A 19,116-nucleotide genomic window follows, 5' to 3' on the forward strand; every position below is an offset into this window, starting at 1 on the left:
TTCGGATCAGCCATCGCAAGTCCTCCCATACCGGCCACGTTTGCGACCATCTTTTCGTTCCAGCCACCGCCTCACGCGGCGGCTTTGCGTTCCATCGCCAGCCGAAGCAACGGGATGCGGTCGACGCCAAAGTACATATCATCGCCGTCCAGATACATGGTCGGCGAGCCGAAGGCGCCGCGCGCCATGGCTTCGTCGACATTACGCCTGAGCGCGTCCTTGACTCCCTGCTCGCCGATCTTGGCGAACATCCAGGCCGGGTCCAGGCCGGCCTGCCTGAACAGGTCCTCGACCACCGCGTCGGTTGAGAGGTCCCGGTCGTCGGTGAAATAGGCCTGGAAGGCCGAGCGCGCGAAACCGACCAGCTTCTGCGGCGCGCTATCCAGCAACACCATGCAGGCGCGCATCACCTTGACGCTGTTCACCGGGTGGCCGGTCGGCGGGAAGCGGATCGAGACGCCCAGCGCCTTCTCCCAGTCGCCGATATCTTTGCGCACATAGGCGGACTTCGCCGCCGGCGACGGCGGCCGGTTGCGGATGTCCGCCGTCGGATTGATCGCGTTGAAGATGCCGCCCACCAGGATCGGCCGCCAGATCAGATCCGCTCCGAACTCGGCGGCCAGCGGCTGGATGGTCTCGAACGCCAGATAGGTCCAGGGGCTCGCGCAGTCGAAAAAGACATCTTCATGTCATCTCCGCCCTGGATTCGCTCGTTGAGACCGTCCTCCCCTGAACCCAGGCCGTTGCGAACCTAGAACGGGATCTCGTCGTCGAGGTCGGCCGAGAATTCCTCGCGCGGAGCCGAGCTTGAAGCGCGCGGGCCAGCCCCGCTCCCGCCGCTGGAGAAGCTGCCGCCGCTCTCGCGCTCGCTGTCGCCGTCGCCGCGTCCGTCCAGCATGGTCAATTCGCCACGGAATTTCTGCAGCACCACCTCGGTGGAGAACTTCTCCACGCCCGACTGATCGGTCCATTTGCGCGTCTGGATCGCGCCTTCAATGTACACCTTCGAGCCCTTGCGCAGGTAGCTCTCGGCGACCTTCACCAGATTGTCGTTGAAGATCACCACCCGGTGCCACTCGGTACGCTCCTTACGCTCGCCCGAGCCGCGGTCACGCCACGACTCCGACGTGGCGATACGCAGGTTCGCCACCCGGTCGCCGGACGTGAGCGTGCGGATTTCAGGGTCTGCCCCGAGGTTGCCGATCAGAATGACCTTGTTGACGCTGCCGGCCATGTCGCAATTCCCACCGTTGTTGATTTAGCGGGCCAACGCCCGCCGCCACGCTAGCCTGGGGTTCAAGTCGAGGCAATGTTCTATATTCGTTCTACGACCGACCTACTGTTGGCGGACGGCTCCGGGGATCGCCAGACGCCCGTCGCCCGTCCGCACCAACGCCAGATAGCCGTGCGTCTCAAGCGATGACGAGGTGAAGACGCCCTGTCGATCGATGAAGAGGAAATTTCCCTGATAAGCACCCGTAATGTCTCGCGTATTACCACCCATCCTGAGGAATTTTATGCGCATTGCCTCAAGGTTCGCCGCACAGCGTTCCAGGCTCGGCACGTTCTCCACCAGGCGGTTGTACCTCAGCTTGCCATCCTTCTGGACGACGTGAAAGCACACGCCGGCGTCGCCCGGCGGCAGGGTGCGCTTGACGCAGCCCGCGAGCAGCAAGCCGGCGGCGAGAGACGCGATCAGCAAGGGTCGAAGCATGCGATCAACCTACACGCCGCGATGCGCTGGTGCGAGAACTACGCGAGCGGAGGAATGACACAGCCGGCGGCCTGGTCGGCGAGCTTGCGGAAGCTGCGGTTGTCTCCTGACACCTCGACGCGCCCGGGGACCAGACGCAGCGTCTGAGCCATCCAACGGCCGTAGGTGGCCGCGCCCGGCCGCTCACAGCGTCCGGCGAACAGCGCCTGCACGCAGCCATCGAGGCTGAGATCGGCAGGCAGTTGGCGCCATTCTCCCTGCGCGTAACGCCAGCACGCGCCCGCCGGCGGCCCGGCGGCAGGCGCGACGGCGACAGGCGCGGAGGCGGGCTTCGGCTGAAGCGCCACCGTCACGGGCGGCAGGGGCGTCAGCACCGTGCCGGCGGCGTCCGCGGCGGCCAGCGCACCCGTTTCATCGACGCCTACGTCCAACGCCCCGGTGGCGACGCCGTTTCGTGTCGCGCAGTCGCTCAGCGTCAGTTCACCGACAAACTGGCCGGCGACGAAGCAGCGCAGCGGCTTGGCGGGATCGAGGGAGGCCTCCTCACCCTGCCCGGTCTCGATAACCAGGCCGCCTTGCGATGCGGGCGGCGGCGGCGGGGTGTCGTCGCGATGGCGAAGGCCGAGACCGGCGGCGATGCCTAGCCCCGCGAGCAACGCCAGCGCGCCCCCGATGAGCACGAGCCGGCCCTGGCGATCCTTGAGGAAGTCCATGCGCCCTGGCTAGACCGCGCGCCCGCGCGTTTCAAGCGGTGGCGGGCGGTGGGACCGAAGTCGCTTAGGCGGTCAGGCGGTCGAGGGCGGCCTGGTAGTTGGCGATCTGGTTGGTCAGGTAGGCCGGAACCGGGCCGCTGGCGGCGGCGGCCGTCGACTGGGCGCTCTTCGGCGTCGCCGCGGTGACCAGATCCTTGTAGGCGGTACGGATCACGCCCATCGCCGCGGCGATCTCGGCGAGCGTGTGCTTGATCTGGTCGGGATCGCTGAGGTTCAGGTCGGCCGGCAGGCCCAGGCCGTAGATATTCGGCTTGCCGTCGGCGGGAACCAGCTTGCCGGCGGCATTGGTCACCGTCGCACGCACCAAGCCCTCCGGCAGGCCGAGGCTCGCCAGCGCGTCCTTGTCGCCCTTCCCCGGTTCGATCTCGATCAGCGAGCGCGGGTTCAACGGCTTGATCTGCAGGCGTCGCCCACCCTCGATCGTGACAATGTCCACCTTGGCCTGGAAGCCCAGGGCGCGGCGGACCTTCACCGCCAAGGTGTCGAGGGTGTCCTTGTTGTCGATGGTCACCGGCACGCGGCGGCCGTCGCCGGAACGGACGGTGAAGTAATCCCCGGCCCGCAGCGCCGTCTGGGCGGTGAGCTGGGTCGAATCCGTCGTATCGATCGTCCCGCGCGGCAGGCCCAGCTTGTCGAGGACGCTGGATCCCGTCGCGTCGACGGCGATCGAGGTCGGCGCGGCGTAGCCGTCCTTGCCGGTGAAGCGGCGCGACCAGTCGACGGCGCCGGTGTTGACGTCGAGGCGCGTGAGGAACCCGTCCTTCTTGCCCATCGGATCCTGGTTCGGCAGGTCGGTCCCGGCGGAGCCGGCGATCCACACCTGTCCGCCGGAGACGGCCAGCGCCGTCGCCTTGTCGTCGCCGGAGCCGCCGTAATAGGCCAGCCGGTCGCTTCCGCTGGCGTTGAGGTCGGCGGAGATCCGCGCCGCGAAGGCGTCGGAGCCGCCGGCGTGCGCGCGCGTGATCGTCCCCGCCGACAGCGCCGGATTGGCCGCCGTGCCGGCGACCACCAGTTGGCCGTTGTCCATCGCGATGCCGGCGATGCTGCCGCCCTGCAGGTCGCCCAGGTCGCGCGTGGCCATCAGGGTCGGCGGCTGGACGGTGGTGTCGAAGCGACGCAGCACCGCGCGGCCGTTCTCGACGCTCGCCACCACCAGCGCGGTCCCGTCCATCACCATGCCGGCCGAATGATCGTCGCTGGCGGTGCCGAATTGCTGGGTGAACACCGCCTTGACCTTGCCGTCGGCGCCGGCCTTGAAGCCTTCGATATAGCCGTCCCGGCCGCCCAGCGCCGTGGCGCCGGGCATGGTCGACTTGGCGTCGCCGGCCACGAACACCGTGCCGTCGGCGCCGAAGGTCAATTGCGTCGCCGCATCGTCGGCGCGCGCGCCGCGACGCTGCGTCCACAGTTCCTGGCCGTCCTTGTCGTACAGGGTGACGAAGCTGTCGGTGTTGTCGGCGAACGAGCCGGTCGCGCCCGAGTTGAGCGGCCCATCGACCGCGCCGCCCAGCGCGCCCTTGACCGAGCCGGCGATCGCCACCTGGCCGTCGGCCGAGACCGCCAGCGCCAGGCCGCTCGCGGTGTCCGACGCGCCCAGGGTGCGCCGGTAGACGACGTTCCCGGCGGAGTCGTACTTCAGCAGGGCGACATCCTGTTCGCCCTTGATCGTCTGGCCGGCGATCTTGGCGCTGACGTCGGCCAGCATATAGACCGAACCGTCCGGACCGGTGGCCGAGGCGCGCACGGCGTCGACTTCCGGACCGAGAGTCACGGCGAACGAACGACCTTCGACCCAATAGGTCGAACCCGTCCCTTGCTGCGGGGCGGCCACCTGACTGGAATCGGTCTGGAATTTGAGCAGTTGGCTGGGCGTCACACCGTCCTTGGTGGAGGCCTTGCCGTCGGGATCGGGGTTGCCGACCTTCTGGGTCAGGTAGACCGACGGCGCGGTGACCGGCGCGTCGAAGCTGACCGTCTCGCCGGAGTCGGCCTTAATCTTCAGCGCCCACTGGTCGGGCGAAGCGCCCAGGCTGACAGTCTTGCCGCCGACCACCGTGGTGCGCGGTGCGCCGGCGATCCGCTGGCTGGCGAAGCGCGTCGACAGCCCCTCATCCTGCAGCTGCTGATTGATGAAGGTGATCACATTGCCCAGCGTGCGGTCCTGGGCCCCCATCTGGGACAGATCAATGCTGACCGTGTGGTCGACGTTTACGCGCTTGACCTGGATGTCGAACTTCACGTCGCCTTGGAACGCCGCAACCACGCCACCGCTCGATCCGCTGACCAGCGGCGCGGTGACGTATTCGGTCTTGGCGCGAGGCACGCTGGCCGTAGTGCGCGCGCTGGTCGCCGCTTCGCCCTTGGTCAGGCGCAGCAGGTCGAGCTGGGCGTCGTCGGCATAGGTGGAAACCTCGGCCAGGCCCTTGGCGAACACCGACTGAATGCGTCGCAGCTCGGTGTCGGTGAGGTTCTTGGCCTGCGCGCGCTCGGCGACGCCGCTCAGGGTGTTGAGGCCCTGGTAGAGGGCGAACAGCTTCTTGTAGTCGGCGCTGGCGCCGGCCAGGTCCAACTGCGCCGCGCCCTCGTTGACCAGTTTGCGCCCGAGCATCGCGTCCTTGACCGCGGCGCTGGCTTGGGCCGTGGTCATGCCCTGGCCGGACCAGGGCGCGGTCGGCGCGACCCTGGCTCTGGTCGACGTTCCGCTCGAACCCGTCGTCACCGGTACGCCGGCGCGCGACTGGTAGTAGTTGAGCAGAATGTTGGTGTCGAAGCCGATGGTCATCGCATTCCGTCCGCGGACGCAGGTCCGCAGTCGAAGCATGCACGATCAAGGCTGACGGTCCGTTAAGCCAACAACAAAAAGGCCCCGCGCATCGGCGCGGAGCCTTTCGTAACGCCCCCGTCAAACTGGAGATGACTTCAGAAGCTTATTGGAAGAGCCGCAGGATGATCTGCGGCGCCTGGTTGGCGATCGAAAGAGCCTGGGCGCCCAACTGCTGCTGCACCTGCAAGGCCTGCAGGCGCGCGCTCTCCTTGGCGATGTCGGCGTCCACCAGGTTGCCGACGCCCGATTCGAGCACGTCGGTCAGTTTGGAGACGAAGACGTTGTGATTCTCGATCTGCTTGGCCTGCGAACCCAGGTCGCCCAGCGACTGGTTGACGTTGGCGATCGACACATCGAGCTGGGTCATGATGCTGGTGGCCAGCGTCACCGTGCCGATCGACGAGGCCGCCGCCATGGTGATGATGGAGCCGCCGAGAGACAGGTTCTTGCTGGACAGCGTGATGTAGGCGTTGGCGTCGGCGTTGGCCAGGAAGCGGATCCCGCCGGTGATGCTGCCGTTGAGGATGTTGGCGCCGTCGAAGGCGGAGTTCTGCACCACCTGGGTGATCTGCCGCAGCAGCGACTTGTAGTCCGAATTGACGGCCGTGCGTGACGCGGTGTCGAGCGACGGGTCGAGCGCGGTGACCACCTTCTCCTTCAACTGCACCAGGAGGTCGGACACCGACTCGCCGGCGCTCATCGCAACGTCGGAGATCGACTTCGCCCGGTCCAGGCTCATGCGCACCGCCGCCAAGGCGCCGATGTCGGCGCGCTGGCCTTGGGCGATGGACCACACCGCGGCGTTGTCCTTGGCGTTGGCGATCTTCAGGCCGGTGTTGATCCGGTTTTGCGCGCCCGCCAGCTCGTCGTTGGTTTTATTCAGGTTCTGCAGCGCCACGAGCGCCGACTTGTTGGTATGGACGCTGATGGACATCGACGGCTCCCGGCTTCGAGGGGCGCTCGCTCGATTCGCGACGCAGCCCCCGTGCCCAGGAAGCTAGGGATTCATGGTGTCCAGAAAGTTAACGCGCCCATATGACGCGGCCGCCGCCGGCGGGGCCGGGGCGGTTAACACTCGCAGATCGCCTCTCCGGAAACCGGGGCGGCGTCAGGCCTTGGCGCGGATCATGGCGCCGGCTTCGTACTCGGCCTCACGCTTGAGACGCAGGACGTTCTCGCGCGGGATCTGGGCGACCACTTCGCCCGTCAGCCGATCGACGGTCTTGTAGACGTATGATCCATTGGCCTGGTCTTCTTCGATCACCAGACGCAGGTCGGTCTGGCTGGCGGTCTCCCCGGGAATGATTTTGGCGGGAGCTGGGGGCTCTGGCGCCACGTTCCGGATGGGAGGAAGGAGACCCGCCTCCTGTGTGGACAGTATTTTCGACACGGTGCTCTCCGTTGAGCCGCCCGGCGGTCGTAAGCTCGGGCGTTTCGGGGAATGCTCACGGCGGAGAGGTCTCCCTCCCCGCCGCGGCAGCCTGCCGCGGGGTTTCACCCGCGGCGTCGCGCCTCGCCTATCGGAACAAGCCGAGCAGGATCGAGGACGATTGGTTGGCGATCGACAGCGCCTGAATGCCGAGCTGCTGCTTCGTCTGCAGAGCCTGCAATCGCGCGCTTTCCTTCGCCAGGTCGGCGTCCACCAGGTTGCCGACACCGGCGTCCAGGCTGTCCTGCAGCTTGTCGATGAAGCTCAGATGGGAGGCGAGCGACTTGGAGCCCGTACCCAGCTTCGACAGAGCGGACGAAACAGCGCCGATGGCGGTGTTGACGGTGGCGATCATCGCATTCGCGATCGTCTGAGTGCCGATCGAGGCCGTGGCCGCGATGCCGGTCAGCGCAGTGCTGCCCAGCGCCAGGCTTTGAGCCGCGACGGTGATCTTCGACGTACCGTCCGCATTGGCCAGAGCCATGACGGTCGCGCCGGAGGCCTTGATCATGTTCGAGCCGTTGAAGTCGGCGTTGGTCACGGCCTTGGTGATCTGATCCCGGAGCGACTTGAACTCGTCGTTCAGGGCGGTACGGCTGGCCGTGTCGAGGGTCGTGTCGGAAGCCGCGAGGGCCTTTTCCTTCATTTGAAGCAGAAGGTCCGAAACCGTTTCACCGGCCGCCAGCGCCACGTCGACGGTCGACTGACCGCGTTGCAGCGAGGAACGGACGGCGTTCAGGGCGTTCGACGTCGCACGCTGGTTCTGAGCGATAGCCCAGATAGCGCCGTTGTCTTTCGCACTGGCCACCTTCTTACCGGTGTTGATGCGCGCTTGCGTCGTCATCAACTCGTTGTTGGTGGAGTTCAGGTTTTGCAGGGCCACCAGGGCGCCCACGTTCGTATTGACGCTGTTCATCGGCATACGAGTAATTTCCTATTCGCAGGAAGGTCGGCCGCCATTTTGGCGACCGTGGGCGTTTTGCCCGCCCCTCCCCGAGCAAGCCTCGGGCCAGTGCGACGCCAGGGCGCCGACGCCACAACATTCGGAAATAATTGCGTTATAGGGCTGTTATCCATGCTTCGCGCCGGCAGGTATTGCCTAGTCGCGAATCCACCCGGCAATTTCTGCCCACAACCGCTGAGCAAGCTGCGCCGGGCGGAATGCTGGTGCGCGCGTCAGGAGCGTCATCCTCGGGCTTGTCCCGAGGATCAATGCACGCCGGAGACGTGCGGTGAGGAAAGGCCGCGCCCTTAACCGCTCACACCGGCGAAAGCCGGGGCCCATGCTGAGTTTCGGTTTGCGCGTGGACAGCCCGCCTGGGTCCCGACTTTCGTCGGCATGAGCGGGTTCGAGGTGAAGATAACGCCGGGACCTGGCCCCGGCGCGCCTCAGGTCAGCCTTCGCCGCCGAGGCCCTGCATGATCATGCGATTGACGTCGATCAGAGGTTCGATCTCTTCCTCGCGACGGATCACCGCACTGGTGTGTTTGTCCACCCAGATGCTGAGCGAGATGATCGAGGCGCGCAGCGGCGCCGGCAGGCCATTCTTGGGGTCCGCACAGTCGGAGCCCAGCGTCGACCAGAGACGCCGGTTCCAGTCGAGCGCGTCGACACGGGTGCGCGCATCCGTCGGATCAGCGTCCGCCGCGGACATCAGCGCGCGCGTGACCTGCCCGAACAGGCGGTATTCCGCCTCGCGCGGGGATTCAGCTCTCGCTGTTGCTTGCTGGTAAGCTCGCAGGGACATTGCCCAACCTCTCGTCTTCGTACTCGATCAGCTTCCGACACAGCATCAGCGCCTTGTAGTATTCGCGCTCCATGCAGTGCTTGGAGATGGCCACGCATTCCGCGAGCACCTGCGGATTGCCGATCACCCCCATGAACTCGGCGAGGCGTTGGACGAACTCGTCGTAGTAACGAGCGGCCCCCGCCTCATCGAGGTACATCATCATCATCGGGAAATAGATCCGCCGGGCCGGCGTGGTGACCTCGGATTCCTGCATGATGTCCTTCTCGCGAAGGACCGACGCCTTGTTCTGCAGGACGAGCACGCCGCGGCGGTCCCCGTTCTGCACGACAGCGCCGTTCAGCACGAACTTCTCGCCCGGCTTCAGCGACAATTTGAGCGGCAAATTCCGACTCCCTCGATTGGCGTCGAACCGAGCCAACCTTGTTCCGAGTGACGCCCCCCGAGGCGGATCGGACGATCCATTCCTCTATACGGCGCGAGTTAACGGGCCATTGCACGCAGCCCGGGCGATGAGCTTAAGGAAGGGTTAGGCATGCGCGCGCGAAGCATGGCCCAATTCTCACCCCTTGGGGAGTCGCAGGCCATGTCGCGCCCGGGCCAATCCAGCGCCGTCTCGCAAACTGCGCTGGAAGCCGGCGCCGTAGCGACGCCGCCGCGCCTTTCAGCCGAGGCCATGGGCCGTTCCGGATCGAGCGAGGCGCTGGCCAAGCTGGACGCCGCGGTGGCCGAACTGCGCGCCATCGCCATCCAGCCGCTGCTGCAAGCCTCGATCAATGCGCTGAATTCCGGCGACGCCCAGGCCGGCGCCGAATGGGCGATCAAGACGCTGGAGAAGGACGAGCGTAACGGGCTCGCCTGGTACCTGCTGGCCTTCGCCCGCGAAGCCGCCGGCGACTTCGTCTCCTCGATCCGCTGCTACGAAACCGCGCTGACCCTGCTGCCGGACCACGCCGAAGTCGCCAACGATCTCGGGCGCCTGGCGTTTCGCATGGGCATGATCGAACAGGCCGAGAAGCTGTTCCGGCACTTCATCGATCGCCATCCGTTCAATCCCGAGGGCGCCAACAACCTGGCCTGCGCGGTGCGCGACATGGGCCGCCACGACGAGGCCGCCGCGATCCTCAAGGACGCGCTGCTGGCCAATCCCGAAGTCCCGATGATGTGGAACACGCTCGGCACCGTGGTCACCGAGCAGGGCGAGGTGCACACCGCGCGGGTGTTCTTCGAAGAGGCGCTGCGCCTCGATCCGGCGTTCGCCAAGGCCCGCTACAACCGCGGCAACACCCGCCTGGCGCTGGGCGACGTGGCCGGCGCGTTGGAGGACTGCGAGGCCGCCCTGGCGTTGAAGCCGCCGGAGGGCGAACGCCAGATGATGCAGCTCGCCCGCTCGACCATCCTGATCGCCGATGGGCGTCTCGCCGATGGCTGGGACGCCTACGAAGCCAGGCTCGACCCGCAGTTCGCCGACGTGACCCAGTTCATGGTCGACCGGCCACGCTGGGCTCCGGGCGACGATCTGGCCGGCAAGTCCCTGCTGGTGATCGGCGAACAGGGCCTGGGCGACGAGGTGCTGTTCGCCAACACCCTGCCCGACGTGATCGAGGCGCTGGGTCCGGATGGGCGGCTGTCCATCGCCGTGGAGAAGCGCCTGGTCCCGCTTTTCCAGCGCAGCTTCCCGGGCGCGCGCCTCGGCGCCCACGCGACCTTCTCGGCAGGCGGGCGTAGCGTGCGCCTGACGCCCTCCCTGGAGGACCACGCTGACATCGACCTTTGGACGCCGATCGGCTCGCTGCTGCGCGAATTCCGTCGCTCGCCGGAAGCCTATCCCTTGCGCGCCCGCTATCTCATCCCCGACCCTGCGCGTGTCGCGCATTGGCGCGCCGAGTTGGAGCAGGCGCTGGACGGCCCGCGCGTCGGACTGCTGTGGAAGAGCCTGATCAAGGCCGGCGCGCGCAGCCGCTACTTCTCGCCCTTTGAGCAGTGGGAGCCCGTGCTGCGCACGCCGGGCGTCTGTTTCGTCAACCTGCAGTACGGCGATTGCGCCGAAGAGATCGCGCAGGCGGAGCGCGAGCTGGGCGTCAGCATCTGGACGCCCCCCAGGATCGATCTGAAAGCCGACCTGGATGATGTGGCCGCGCTGACCTGCGCGCTCGACCTGACCATCGGCTTCAGCAATGCGACGCTGAACCTCGCCGGCGCCTGCGGTGCGCCGACATGGCTGATCTCCACGCCCGGCGCCTGGCCCAGGCTCGGGGCGGACCGCTACCTCTGGTATCCGCAGACGCGGCTTTACGCACCGTCCGCCTTCGGCGAATGGGCGGGCGTGATGCAGGCTGTGGCGGACGACCTGGACGCCTTCGCAGCCGCGGAACACTAGTCGCGCGCACGGGTTTCCCATTCGACCGGCGCCCCGCGCCGCCGCAATGGAGGATCTCCCGATGCCCGGCCCGGAAACCGACGAAGGCTTCGACGACCAGGACCGCGCCGAGGTCCTCGACGAGACCAACTACGATGGCGGCGAAGGCTCCGGCGAATTGCGCACCTTCGAGGATCTGGTCGACGTCTTCGACGTCACCCGGGCCGACGGCGACGCCGATGAGGACGAGGCCGTGGCGCTCGACGCCGCAGATTTCGTCGAAGAGGCGATCGACGACGAGGACCTGGAGGAAGACGACGACGTCACCGAGTTGCTGGCCGCCGACGAGACGGACCTCACCGACGACGTCGACTCCTTCGACGAGGACGCACTCGACGATCCCGACAATATCGAAGGCTTGGACCAGGTGGCCGACGCGGACCTGGTCGCCGGCGGCGAAGACCGTTTCACCGACTTTCAGTCGAAGGGCGTCGGCGACGCCGATCTGCACCGGATGGGATATTCGGACGAGAACGGCATGGCCAAGGACGACGACTGACGACGGGCTCATTTTCACGCTGCGAGCGCGGTGCGCCTTGAATGTCGCGCCGCGCTCGTTAGGCTGCGCGGGATTGAACACCTGTTTGAAATCGCGCGGGCGTGCGAGCCCATGATGCGAGAGTCCGCGAGGAGCCCATGACCAACCGCTTCGAAGGCACTGAGAAGTACGTCGCGACCGAAGACCTCAAGGTCGCGGTCAACGCCGCGATCGCGCTGGAGCGCCCGCTGCTGATCAAGGGCGAACCCGGGACCGGCAAGACCGTGCTCGCCTATGAGATCGCCGAGGCGCTGAACGCGCCGTTGATCACCTGGCACATCAAGTCGACCACCAAGGCGCATCAGGGCCTCTATGAATACGACGCGGTGACCCGCCTGCGGGATAGCCAGCTCGGTGAAGAGCGGGTCAAGGACGTCCGCAACTACATCAAGAAGGGCAAGCTCTGGGAGGCGTTCGATGCGCCCCAGCGCCCGGTGCTGCTGATCGACGAGATCGACAAGGCCGACATCGAGTTCCCGAACGACCTCCTGCAGGAGCTCGATCGGATGGAATTCTACGTCTACGAGACCAACGAGACGATCAAGGCCGCGATCCGCCCGATCGTCCTGATCACCTCCAACAACGAAAAGGAGCTGCCGGACGCTTTCCTGCGCCGCTGCTTCTTCCACTACATCCGCTTCCCCGACGTCGAGACGATGAACGAGATCGTCGAGGTCCACTATCCGGGCGTGAAGCAGAAGCTGGTCGCCGAGGCGCTGCGCATCTTCTACGATATGCGCAAGGTGCCGGGCCTGAAGAAGAAGCCTTCGACGTCCGAGCTGCTCGACTGGCTGAAGCTGCTGATGTCGGAGGACATCAGCGAGGAGACGCTGCGCGAGCGCGACCCCACCAAGCTGATCCCGCCGCTGCACGGGGCGCTGCTGAAAAACGAGCAGGACGTCCATCTGTTCGAACGGCTGGCGTTCCTCGCCCGTCGCGAAGGCGCGGCCGGGACGCCCCGCCCGGGACAATAGCCCCGGGCGACGCGCACGGCGGCCGTGGCCTCAGGTCGCCGGCTGCACCTCGACCACCTTGTAAGTCAGCGGACGGCCGTCCTCATCGGTGATGGTGACGTATTCGCCGACCGCGAACCTATGCTCGCCCAGACGGTGGACCGGCTCGTCGTCGGTCGAATCCTCTTCGTCATAGTCGAAGAACCAGCGCTGGCCTTTGCGCGCCAGCCGGCCGTCAACGGCGTCTTCGTCAGGCGCGAAGCGGCGCACGGTGCAGGCGTCCCTCGCCTTGGCGTAGGCGGCCTCGTCGAGCTTGCCGTCGGGCAGCAGCGGCGCCGTCAGGGCGTACCCGCGATGGTCGTCGCCGCCTGCGAACTCGGTGCCGGGATTGCGGGCAAGCCGCATGACGATGCGCGACAAGGACATAGGGTCACCTTGAATCTAGTGCGACGGGGAATCTAGTGGGACGGGGAATCTAGTGCGACAGGCAATCTAGTGCGACAGGAAGAGAGACGGTTGCTCGACGTTCAGCAGGCTGCGGGTGGTGCCGCCGAAGATGAACTCCTTGAGCCGGGGGTGACCGAAGGCGCCAGCGACCAGCAGATGAGCCCCGGCGCGTGCGGCGCCATCCAGCAGCGCCGGCGCGACTTCACCACCGTCGCTCAGCACGTCAAGCTCGGCGCTCACACCACGCGCGGCGTAATAGGCCTGCAGGCGCGAGGGTTCGAAGCTGCGCGACGCCGACTTGGGCGCGGCCAGGATCACCACGCGTTCGGCCTTCTCCAGCATCGGCAAAGCGAGGCGCGCGGCGCGCGAAGCCTCCTTGCCGCCGTCCCACGCCACGGCGATCACCCCGCCGGGCCGCAGGCCCTCGCGAGCGATCAGCACCGGACGCTGTTCGTCGGCCATGACCTGTTGGAAGCTTTCGGCCAGCGGACCGCGACCGCGGGCGGAATCATTGCTGAACACCACCACGTCGGACAGCCGGGCCTCCGCCGACAGGCCGGCCCACACCGGCGACTGCAGCGACAGAAACCGCCGCTTGACGTAAGGGCACGCGTCGAGCGTGGCCTGGGCTCGCGTCTCGCCGTTGGCGGCGGCTTCGCGCAGGGATTCCAGCGCCGTGGTCTGCACGCCGCCCATTAGCCCTTCGCCCATCCAGGGCATCACGTCGGCCACGTCCGGCGGCGCGTAGACGCCGGCCAGCTCCGCGCCGAACGGTTCGGCGAGCATCGCCGCCGCGGCCAAGACCGCGCGATCGCTGTCCGCCCCGCTCAGCGGCGCCATGATTCGAGCCCAGCTCATGTGTTTTCCTTCATGCTCAGGGTCGTCAAGGCTAAGGAGGCCCGAACCCCACCTTGACTGTGAAGGGAACGCATCGGTGAGAAAAGGGCTGCGTCGCGAGAACGCCGCACCGCGCGCCTGGCAGCGGATGTTGTCGGGCCGCCGACTCGACCTGCTGGATCCCTCGCCGATGGACATCGAGATCGAGGACATCGCCCACGGCCTGGCCCGCGTCGCCCGCTGGAACGGCCAGACGGTGGGCGAACACCCCTTCTCCGTCGCCCAGCATTCGCTGGTGGTCGAGGAGATCGTCGCCCACGTCCAGCCCGACATCGAGCCGCGCTGGCGACTGGCGGCGCTGCTGCACGACGCGCCGGAGTACGTGGTCGGCGACATGATCAGCCCATTCAAGGCGGCGCTGGGGCTGGATTACCGCACGTTCGAGGGCCGGCTCGAGACCGCGATCCATGTCCGCTTCGGCCTGCCGGCCCGCTCGCCGCATTCGGTGGAGCGGGCGATCAAGGTCGCCGACCGCGCGTGCGCCTATTTCGAGGCGGTGGCGCTGGCGGGTTTCAGCGAGGCCGAGGCGCTGGAGCTGTTCGGCGCGCCGCCCGCGGGCTTCCACGCCAATGTCGAGCCGGTGACGCCGGCCATCGCACAGGCGCGCTATGTCCATCGCTTCGAGCTGTTGTCGGAAGCGGCGGGTTTCACCAGCGCGGCGCAGGCGTTCGACACCGAATAGGCTAAGAAGGAGCCATGGTGTTCATCATCTGCGGATTGAGCGAGGTCGAACGGCTGGCGAAGGATCGCCTGCCGTCACACATGATCACCCTCATCGATCCCGCGACTCCGGTCTCGACGCCGCCCAGCCTGACGCCGAGCCGCCACCTGCGGCTCAACGTCAACGACATCACCGCCCCGGCCGAAGGGCTTATCGCGCCCAGCCACGCCGTGGTGGAGAAGATCCTGGGTTTCGGCGCCGACTGGGACGAGGCCGCGCCGATGCTGATCCACTGCTGGGCTGGAATTAGCCGATCGACCGCCACCGCCTTCATGCTGGCCTGCGAGCGCAGCGCCGAGGCCGACGAGCGCGAGATCGCGCTGGCCATGCGCCGTGCAGCGCCCCACGCCTTTCCCAACCGCCGCATCGTCGCGCTCGCTGACGAGGTGCTGGGACGCCGCGGCCGGATGGTCGCTGCGCTCGACGTCATGGGCGAGTTCGATCACACGTTGGCGCGGCCGTTCGACTTCGCCGCCCGCCACCACAACCCCGTCTGAAGGCCCGCATGGACACCGCTGTCGTCATCGGACTATCGGCCGTGGTGGTGGCGATCCGCGACGACGACGCGGTGGTGCTGACCGTGCGTCCGCGGGCAGGCTTGCGGGGCCTGCCGTTCGGACCGTTCGATCCTGAGGGGCACCGCACGTTCGAGCTGGCCCTGCGCGCCTTCGTGACCGAGCAGACCCGTTTCGACCTGGGCTATGTGGAGCAGCTCTATACGTTCGGCGACAAGGGCCGCGACGCGCCGATCGCCGACATGGGCGATGGGCCGCGCACCGCGCGCGTCCTGTCGGTGGGCTATCTCGCCCTCACTCCGGCGGCCGTGGACACCCAGGCGCCGGACACCGAGTGGTCGGCCTGGTCGAGGTTCTTCCCGTGGGAGGACTGGCGCGCCGGCCGGCCGGCGGCCTTAGGCGCCCTGGAGCCGGCGCTGCAGAGTTGGGCCGCCGCCGCCCAGGGCGCAGAGGCCGCGCGGCGCGCCTCGAGCATCCGCCTGCTGTTCGCCCTCGACGGCGCGGCGTGGAACGAGGAGCGCGTGCTGGAGCGCTATGAGCTGCTGTACGAGGCGGGCCTCGCGCCGGAGGCCGCCCGCGACCGCGGTGAAGGCGCGCCCGCCTATGCGGCGGGTCTGGGGGCCGCCTTGGGCGAGCCGATGATCAGCGACCACCGGCGCATCCTGGCGACCGCGCTGTCGCGGCTTCGCGGCAAGCTGAAATACCGCCCGGTCGCCTTCGAGCTGATGACCGAGGCCTTCACGCTGTCGGCGTTGCAGCGGGCCGTTGAGGCGATCGCCGGCGTACCGCTGCACAAGCAGAACTTCCGCCGGGCGCTGGAGCGCGCCGGTCTCGTCGAGGGGTTGGGGCGACTGGATTCAGAGACCGGCGGGCGGCCGGCCGAGCTTTTCCGTTTCCGACGGGAGCTGTTGGGCGCACGGCCCGTGCTGGGGTTGGCCCTGCCCCAGCTTCGGGACTGAGGCGGCGCAGGAGGGAGGGGCGAAGCCCCGCCCTCCCCGCCCTGTGGCTAGAACTTGCGGACGTAGGCCAGCGACCAGACGTCGGCGTCGCCGTCGTCCTTGAAATCGTGCCGGGTGTAGTCAGCGCGCACGCCGTTGGCGCCGTCGAAGAAGTACTGACCGCCGACGCCATAATTCCAGGAGTCGCCGTCCACAGTGGCCGACACGCCGCCGACCTGGCCCTTGATCTTGCTGGTCCCATAGCCGACGCGGGCGAACAGGTCCGCGCTTGGCGTCACCGGAACGCTGGCGACGCCATAGACAGCCAACTGGGACTGCAGCTTCACATTCACCGGCGTGCCGGCGATGGTCACGTCGTCCTCCTTTACGCCGCCGGCCAGTTCACCTTCCACGCCGAGATAGGAGCCAAAGCGGGCTCCGACCCGCCCCTGGATTGCGCCCAGATCCGCGCCTTCGACGTCTGTGTGGGCGTAGCCGAGCGTCCCGTAGATCTGCGCCCCGGAGTCCTGGGCGGACGCCATGAGCGGGGCTGCGGTGACGAGGGCCGCGGATGCGGCGGCGGCGATGAGCGTAAGCTTATTCACGATTGGAACTCCGATACACACTGGTTGTCCCCCAACCCGGTGGGTCGGCGACAAACGCGGCGTCATAGAGACGGTTCGATTGCAGAGTTGCGCCGACCGGCGGATGTGGCACGCAGACCACAGCTCCCCCCGGGACTCCCTCCGAACGGCCCCGAAAATTGATGCTTTGGCCGAACGGGGATCGTCCGTACTGCGGAGCGTTGCCGCGGCGTAGCATCTGGGCATGAAGGAAGACGGCGTCACCCGAGTGAAGGTCCAGCCATTGAGCGCGCCAAAGAAGGCGCCCTGACTGCGAGCACGTCACGCGGCGTGGGTTGGATCGGTCAAAGGATCAGGAACGCCCTGCGGATTTATCGCCTCATGGTGGGCGACACGTGTCTGGCGCTCGATCATGCGATGCACGACAGGCCGCTCACCGCCCCGATGCAGGGCCAGCACGCGATCGGTGATCACCCTGTCGGCCTCCGTCGGGCGCTGGTTGTGCCGCACGTAGTCCACCCACGTCGGCGTCTGATAACGTTCGATCCAGACGCGCGGATCGGCCAGGTCGCGCATCAGCCGCCAGTTGCGGGCGCCGTCGCGTCGACGGATCCTGCGCCGTTCGGCCATGGCGGCCAGGAAGGCGTCGATGTCGGCGGCGTCGATCAGATACTGCACGGTGATGATCACCGGCCCGCTGGTCGGCTGGATGTCCACCGCCAGGTTCGGCTCTTGCCAGCGGTTGGACGGGTCCAGGCTGAGGTCCGAGGTGGAGGCGAGCGGAAACCGCAGGCCAATTAACGCGCAGGCGAACTGCAGCCCGCCCGACACGAACAGCGCCTGCTTCAGGCCTTCGTATTCGGCGACCATGCCCCAAAGCCAGCTGCCCAGCGCCATGCCGCCGAACGCGGCCACCTGGTAGAAGGCGAGCGCGCGCGCCACCACCCAGCGCGGCGCCGACATCTGGGTGGTCACGTTGAACGTCGACATGGCGAGCACCCAGCCGCCGCCGCCCACCGCCAGGACGATCACCGCCACGACCAGCCAGCTTGTCAGCGCCAGGGCGATTGTCGCCGCGCTAAACACCAGACACGCGTAGCGCACGATCAACTCGTTGGAGAAGCGGCCGCGCAACTTGGTCATGGCCGCCGCCGCGGCGACGGCGCCGACGCCGAACGCGCCTAGAAGGATGCCGAAAGTGCGCGGCCCGCCGCCCAGGGCGTCGCGGGCGATCAGCGGCATCAGGGACTGGACCGCGCTGGCGCCGACGCCGAACACGAAGGCGCGCAGCAGCACCGACCCGATGCGACCCGACATCATCACGTAACGGAACCCTGCGCTCATCGCCACGCCGAGCGCTTCACGCGGCAGGGTCTGGGCCTCACGCTGCGGGCGCCAGCGCGCCAGCACGAACATCAGTCCCACATAGCTGAACACGTTGACGGTGAACGCCGCCGCGGCGCCGGCGGCGGCGACGATCATCCCGCCGATCGCAGGGCCGGCGGTGCGCGCCAGATTGAAGCCCATGGAGTTCAGCGCCACGGCGCCGGCGATCTCTTGCCTAGGCACCATCTCGCCGACCGAGGCCTGCCAGGCCGGACCGTTCAAGGCCGAGCCGCAGCCAATCAGGAAGGTGAACATCAGCAGCACCCATGGCGTGATCAAGCCAGAAAAGGTGCAGATGCTGAGCGTGATCGACACGGCCAGCATGAAGCCCTGGGCGCCAAGCATCAGCTTGCGCCGATCGAAGGTGTCAGCCAGAGCGCCCGCCGGCAGCGACAACAGCATGATCGGCAGGGTCACCGAGGCCTGCACCAGGGCGACCATCATCGGCGAGGAGATCGACGTCATCAGCCACGACGCGCCCACCGACTGGATCAGGTAGCCGAAGTTCGAAGCCAGGCTGGCGATCCACACGGCCCGAAACACTCGACTGTTCAACGGACTGAACAGCGACGGCTGGGCGGACCGGGACCCGGGATCAGACTCCGACGAAGTCATACGTCTCACTTGGCATGCGAGATGAGGATTTATCCCCTCAGCTAACCCTTTGGCCGGGCGTGCGCCATGGCCGAGCCGCCCGGAATGAATTCCTTGGAGCGAACGCGCCCTTCGCAACGCGTCGGCCAGTCGCTAGGCTCACAGAAAATCAGAGGGAGAAGCGCCATGGAATACCGCGTGCTCGGCCGCACAGGCCTGAAGGTCTCGGCCTACTGCTTCGGGGTCATGACGTTTGGCGGCGTCGGCCGCTTCTCCCACATGGGTCAGGTGCAGGTCGAAGAGGCCAGGCGCCTGCTGGACCAGTGCTTCGACGCGGGCGTCAACCTGGTGGACACCGCCAATGTCTATTCGAACGGCGTGTCGGAGGAGATCCTCGGAGAGGCGCTGGGCGACAAGCGCAAGGACGTGCTGATCGCCACCAAGTTCCACAGCCCGATGGGAACCGGCCCCAATGACCAGGGCGCCTCGCGCCACCACATCATCCAGGCCTGCGAGGCCAGCCTGAAGCGCCTGCGCACCGACTACATCGACCTCTATCAGGCCCACAATCAGGACCTGCTGACCGCGCCGGAGGAATCCATGCGCGCCCTGGACGACCTCGTACGCGCCGGCAAG

Annotated in this window: 20 protein-coding genes and 1 pseudogene; 7 read left to right on the forward strand and 14 right to left on the reverse strand. The window is 67.2% G+C overall.

Going from position 1 to position 19,116, the window contains the following annotated elements; genetic code table 11:
• Positions 1-71 precede the first annotated feature (71 nt).
• The 10 genes and pseudogenes from Q8M88_RS17420 to flbT all read right to left on the reverse strand — a co-directional run.
• Positions 72-671, reverse strand: a pseudogene (locus tag Q8M88_RS17420) (2-hydroxychromene-2-carboxylate isomerase); the annotation flags it as partial.
• A gap of 80 nt (positions 672-751) precedes the next feature.
• Positions 752-1,234, reverse strand: coding sequence for a single-stranded DNA-binding protein (gene ssb / locus Q8M88_RS17425; protein ID WP_305598420.1), 483 nt, complete (start codon positions 1,232-1,234; stop codon positions 752-754).
• 102 nt (positions 1,235-1,336) lie between these two features.
• Positions 1,337-1,714 carry a hypothetical protein gene (locus tag Q8M88_RS17430; RefSeq protein WP_305598421.1) on the reverse strand — a complete coding sequence of 126 codons (378 nt, stop codon included), beginning with the start codon at positions 1,712-1,714 and terminating at the stop codon, positions 1,337-1,339.
• Between the two features lie 38 nt (positions 1,715-1,752).
• On the reverse strand, positions 1,753-2,427 hold the full coding sequence (locus tag Q8M88_RS17435) for a hypothetical protein (RefSeq protein WP_305598422.1): 675 nt from the start codon (positions 2,425-2,427) through the stop codon (positions 1,753-1,755).
• Positions 2,428-2,491: 64 nt separating this feature from the next.
• Entirely contained in the window at positions 2,492-5,269 is a 2,778-nt protein-coding gene (locus tag Q8M88_RS17440) for a hypothetical protein (RefSeq protein WP_305598423.1), read from the reverse strand.
• 145 nt (positions 5,270-5,414) lie between these two features.
• Positions 5,415-6,245, reverse strand: a complete 831-nt coding sequence (locus Q8M88_RS17445) for a flagellin (protein WP_305598424.1) — start codon at positions 6,243-6,245, stop codon at positions 5,415-5,417.
• Positions 6,246-6,419: 174 nt separating this feature from the next.
• On the reverse strand, positions 6,420-6,701 hold the full coding sequence (locus Q8M88_RS17450; RefSeq protein ID WP_305598425.1) for a flagellar protein FlaG: 282 nt from the start codon (positions 6,699-6,701) through the stop codon (positions 6,420-6,422).
• Between the two features lie 127 nt (positions 6,702-6,828).
• Positions 6,829-7,662 (reverse strand): flagellin, encoded by an 834-nt coding sequence (locus Q8M88_RS17455; RefSeq protein ID WP_305598426.1) that lies wholly within the window; start codon positions 7,660-7,662, stop codon positions 6,829-6,831.
• A 472-nt stretch (positions 7,663-8,134) separates the two neighbouring features.
• Positions 8,135-8,488, reverse strand: a complete 354-nt coding sequence (flaF, locus tag Q8M88_RS17460) for a flagellar biosynthesis regulator FlaF (RefSeq protein WP_305598427.1) — start codon at positions 8,486-8,488, stop codon at positions 8,135-8,137.
• Positions 8,448-8,873, reverse strand: a complete 426-nt coding sequence (gene flbT, locus Q8M88_RS17465; protein WP_305598428.1) for a flagellar biosynthesis repressor FlbT — start codon at positions 8,871-8,873, stop codon at positions 8,448-8,450. The genes flaF and flbT overlap by 41 nt, the downstream gene beginning before the upstream one ends.
• A gap of 201 nt (positions 8,874-9,074) precedes the next feature.
• Between flbT and Q8M88_RS17470 the strand changes: the two genes are divergently transcribed.
• From Q8M88_RS17470 to Q8M88_RS17480, 3 genes are all read left to right on the forward strand, one after another.
• Complete coding sequence (locus tag Q8M88_RS17470) at positions 9,075-10,868, forward strand: tetratricopeptide repeat protein (RefSeq protein ID WP_305598429.1); 1,794 nt, start codon at positions 9,075-9,077, stop codon at positions 10,866-10,868.
• Between the two features lie 61 nt (positions 10,869-10,929).
• Complete coding sequence (locus tag Q8M88_RS17475; RefSeq protein WP_305598430.1) at positions 10,930-11,406, forward strand: primosomal protein; 477 nt, start codon at positions 10,930-10,932, stop codon at positions 11,404-11,406.
• A gap of 137 nt (positions 11,407-11,543) precedes the next feature.
• Complete coding sequence (locus tag Q8M88_RS17480) at positions 11,544-12,419, forward strand: MoxR family ATPase (protein WP_305598431.1); 876 nt, start codon at positions 11,544-11,546, stop codon at positions 12,417-12,419.
• A 30-nt stretch (positions 12,420-12,449) separates the two neighbouring features.
• Here the strand turns inward: Q8M88_RS17480 and Q8M88_RS17485 are convergent, their stop codons facing one another.
• Both Q8M88_RS17485 and Q8M88_RS17490 read right to left on the reverse strand, forming a co-directional pair.
• The gene (locus Q8M88_RS17485; RefSeq protein WP_305598432.1) at positions 12,450-12,824 is read right to left on the reverse strand and encodes a hypothetical protein; all 375 of its coding nucleotides are present in this window, start codon (positions 12,822-12,824) and stop codon (positions 12,450-12,452) included.
• A gap of 66 nt (positions 12,825-12,890) precedes the next feature.
• Positions 12,891-13,703, reverse strand: coding sequence for a universal stress protein (locus Q8M88_RS17490; protein ID WP_305598433.1), 813 nt, complete (start codon positions 13,701-13,703; stop codon positions 12,891-12,893).
• A gap of 127 nt (positions 13,704-13,830) precedes the next feature.
• Between Q8M88_RS17490 and Q8M88_RS17495 the strand changes: the two genes are divergently transcribed.
• From Q8M88_RS17495 to Q8M88_RS17505, 3 genes are read left to right on the forward strand one after another with little or no spacing between them, the layout of a single operon-like run.
• Complete coding sequence (locus tag Q8M88_RS17495; protein ID WP_305598439.1) at positions 13,831-14,424, forward strand: HD family hydrolase; 594 nt, start codon at positions 13,831-13,833, stop codon at positions 14,422-14,424.
• A 14-nt stretch (positions 14,425-14,438) separates the two neighbouring features.
• Positions 14,439-14,960 (forward strand): tyrosine phosphatase family protein, encoded by a 522-nt coding sequence (locus tag Q8M88_RS17500; RefSeq protein WP_305598434.1) that lies wholly within the window; start codon positions 14,439-14,441, stop codon positions 14,958-14,960.
• Between the two features lie 8 nt (positions 14,961-14,968).
• Positions 14,969-15,937: an NAD regulator gene (locus Q8M88_RS17505; RefSeq protein ID WP_305598435.1), complete on the forward strand. Its 969-nt coding sequence runs from the start codon at positions 14,969-14,971 to the stop codon at positions 15,935-15,937.
• Between the two features lie 47 nt (positions 15,938-15,984).
• Here the strand turns inward: Q8M88_RS17505 and Q8M88_RS17510 are convergent, their stop codons facing one another.
• The gene (locus Q8M88_RS17510) at positions 15,985-16,521 is read right to left on the reverse strand and encodes a porin family protein (protein WP_305598436.1); all 537 of its coding nucleotides are present in this window, start codon (positions 16,519-16,521) and stop codon (positions 15,985-15,987) included.
• Between the two features lie 300 nt (positions 16,522-16,821).
• A complete protein-coding gene (locus tag Q8M88_RS17515; RefSeq protein WP_305598437.1) occupies positions 16,822-18,501 on the reverse strand; it encodes an MFS transporter in 1,680 nt (559 codons plus the stop codon).
• Between the two features lie 165 nt (positions 18,502-18,666).
• On the opposite strand from Q8M88_RS17515, the gene Q8M88_RS17520 reads away from it, so the two are divergent.
• Positions 18,667-19,116: aldo/keto reductase (locus Q8M88_RS17520; protein WP_305598438.1), on the forward strand; the 450-nt coding region annotated here is incomplete at its 3' end.

This window comes from Phenylobacterium sp. (assembly GCF_030693805.1).
In the GTDB taxonomy this organism is placed as follows: domain Bacteria; phylum Pseudomonadota; class Alphaproteobacteria; order Caulobacterales; family Caulobacteraceae; genus Phenylobacterium.

Bases quoted from the DNA above. Each gene is read 5' to 3' on its own strand.
- ssb (WP_305598420.1), bottom strand. From the start codon at position 1,234: ATGGCCGGCAGCGTCAACAAGGTCATTCTGATCGGCAACCTCGGGGCA.
- Q8M88_RS17430 (WP_305598421.1), bottom strand. From the start codon at position 1,714: ATGCTTCGACCCTTGCTGATCGCGTCTCTCGCCGCCGGCTTGCTGCTC.
- Q8M88_RS17435 (WP_305598422.1), bottom strand. From the start codon at position 2,427: ATGGACTTCCTCAAGGATCGCCAGGGCCGGCTCGTGCTCATCGGGGGC.
- Q8M88_RS17440 (WP_305598423.1), bottom strand. From the start codon at position 5,269: ATGACCATCGGCTTCGACACCAACATTCTGCTCAACTACTACCAGTCG.
- Q8M88_RS17445 (WP_305598424.1), bottom strand. From the start codon at position 6,245: ATGTCCATCAGCGTCCATACCAACAAGTCGGCGCTCGTGGCGCTGCAG.
- Q8M88_RS17455 (WP_305598426.1), bottom strand. From the start codon at position 7,662: ATGCCGATGAACAGCGTCAATACGAACGTGGGCGCCCTGGTGGCCCTG.
- flaF (WP_305598427.1), bottom strand. From the start codon at position 8,488: ATGTCCCTGCGAGCTTACCAGCAAGCAACAGCGAGAGCTGAATCCCCG.
- Q8M88_RS17470 (WP_305598429.1), top strand. From the start codon at position 9,075: ATGTCGCGCCCGGGCCAATCCAGCGCCGTCTCGCAAACTGCGCTGGAA.
- Q8M88_RS17475 (WP_305598430.1), top strand. From the start codon at position 10,930: ATGCCCGGCCCGGAAACCGACGAAGGCTTCGACGACCAGGACCGCGCC.
- Q8M88_RS17480 (WP_305598431.1), top strand. From the start codon at position 11,544: ATGACCAACCGCTTCGAAGGCACTGAGAAGTACGTCGCGACCGAAGAC.
- Q8M88_RS17485 (WP_305598432.1), bottom strand. From the start codon at position 12,824: ATGTCCTTGTCGCGCATCGTCATGCGGCTTGCCCGCAATCCCGGCACC.
- Q8M88_RS17490 (WP_305598433.1), bottom strand. From the start codon at position 13,703: ATGAGCTGGGCTCGAATCATGGCGCCGCTGAGCGGGGCGGACAGCGAT.
- Q8M88_RS17495 (WP_305598439.1), top strand. From the start codon at position 13,831: ATGTTGTCGGGCCGCCGACTCGACCTGCTGGATCCCTCGCCGATGGAC.
- Q8M88_RS17500 (WP_305598434.1), top strand. From the start codon at position 14,439: ATGGTGTTCATCATCTGCGGATTGAGCGAGGTCGAACGGCTGGCGAAG.
- Q8M88_RS17505 (WP_305598435.1), top strand. From the start codon at position 14,969: ATGGACACCGCTGTCGTCATCGGACTATCGGCCGTGGTGGTGGCGATC.
- Q8M88_RS17515 (WP_305598437.1), bottom strand. From the start codon at position 18,501: ATGACTTCGTCGGAGTCTGATCCCGGGTCCCGGTCCGCCCAGCCGTCG.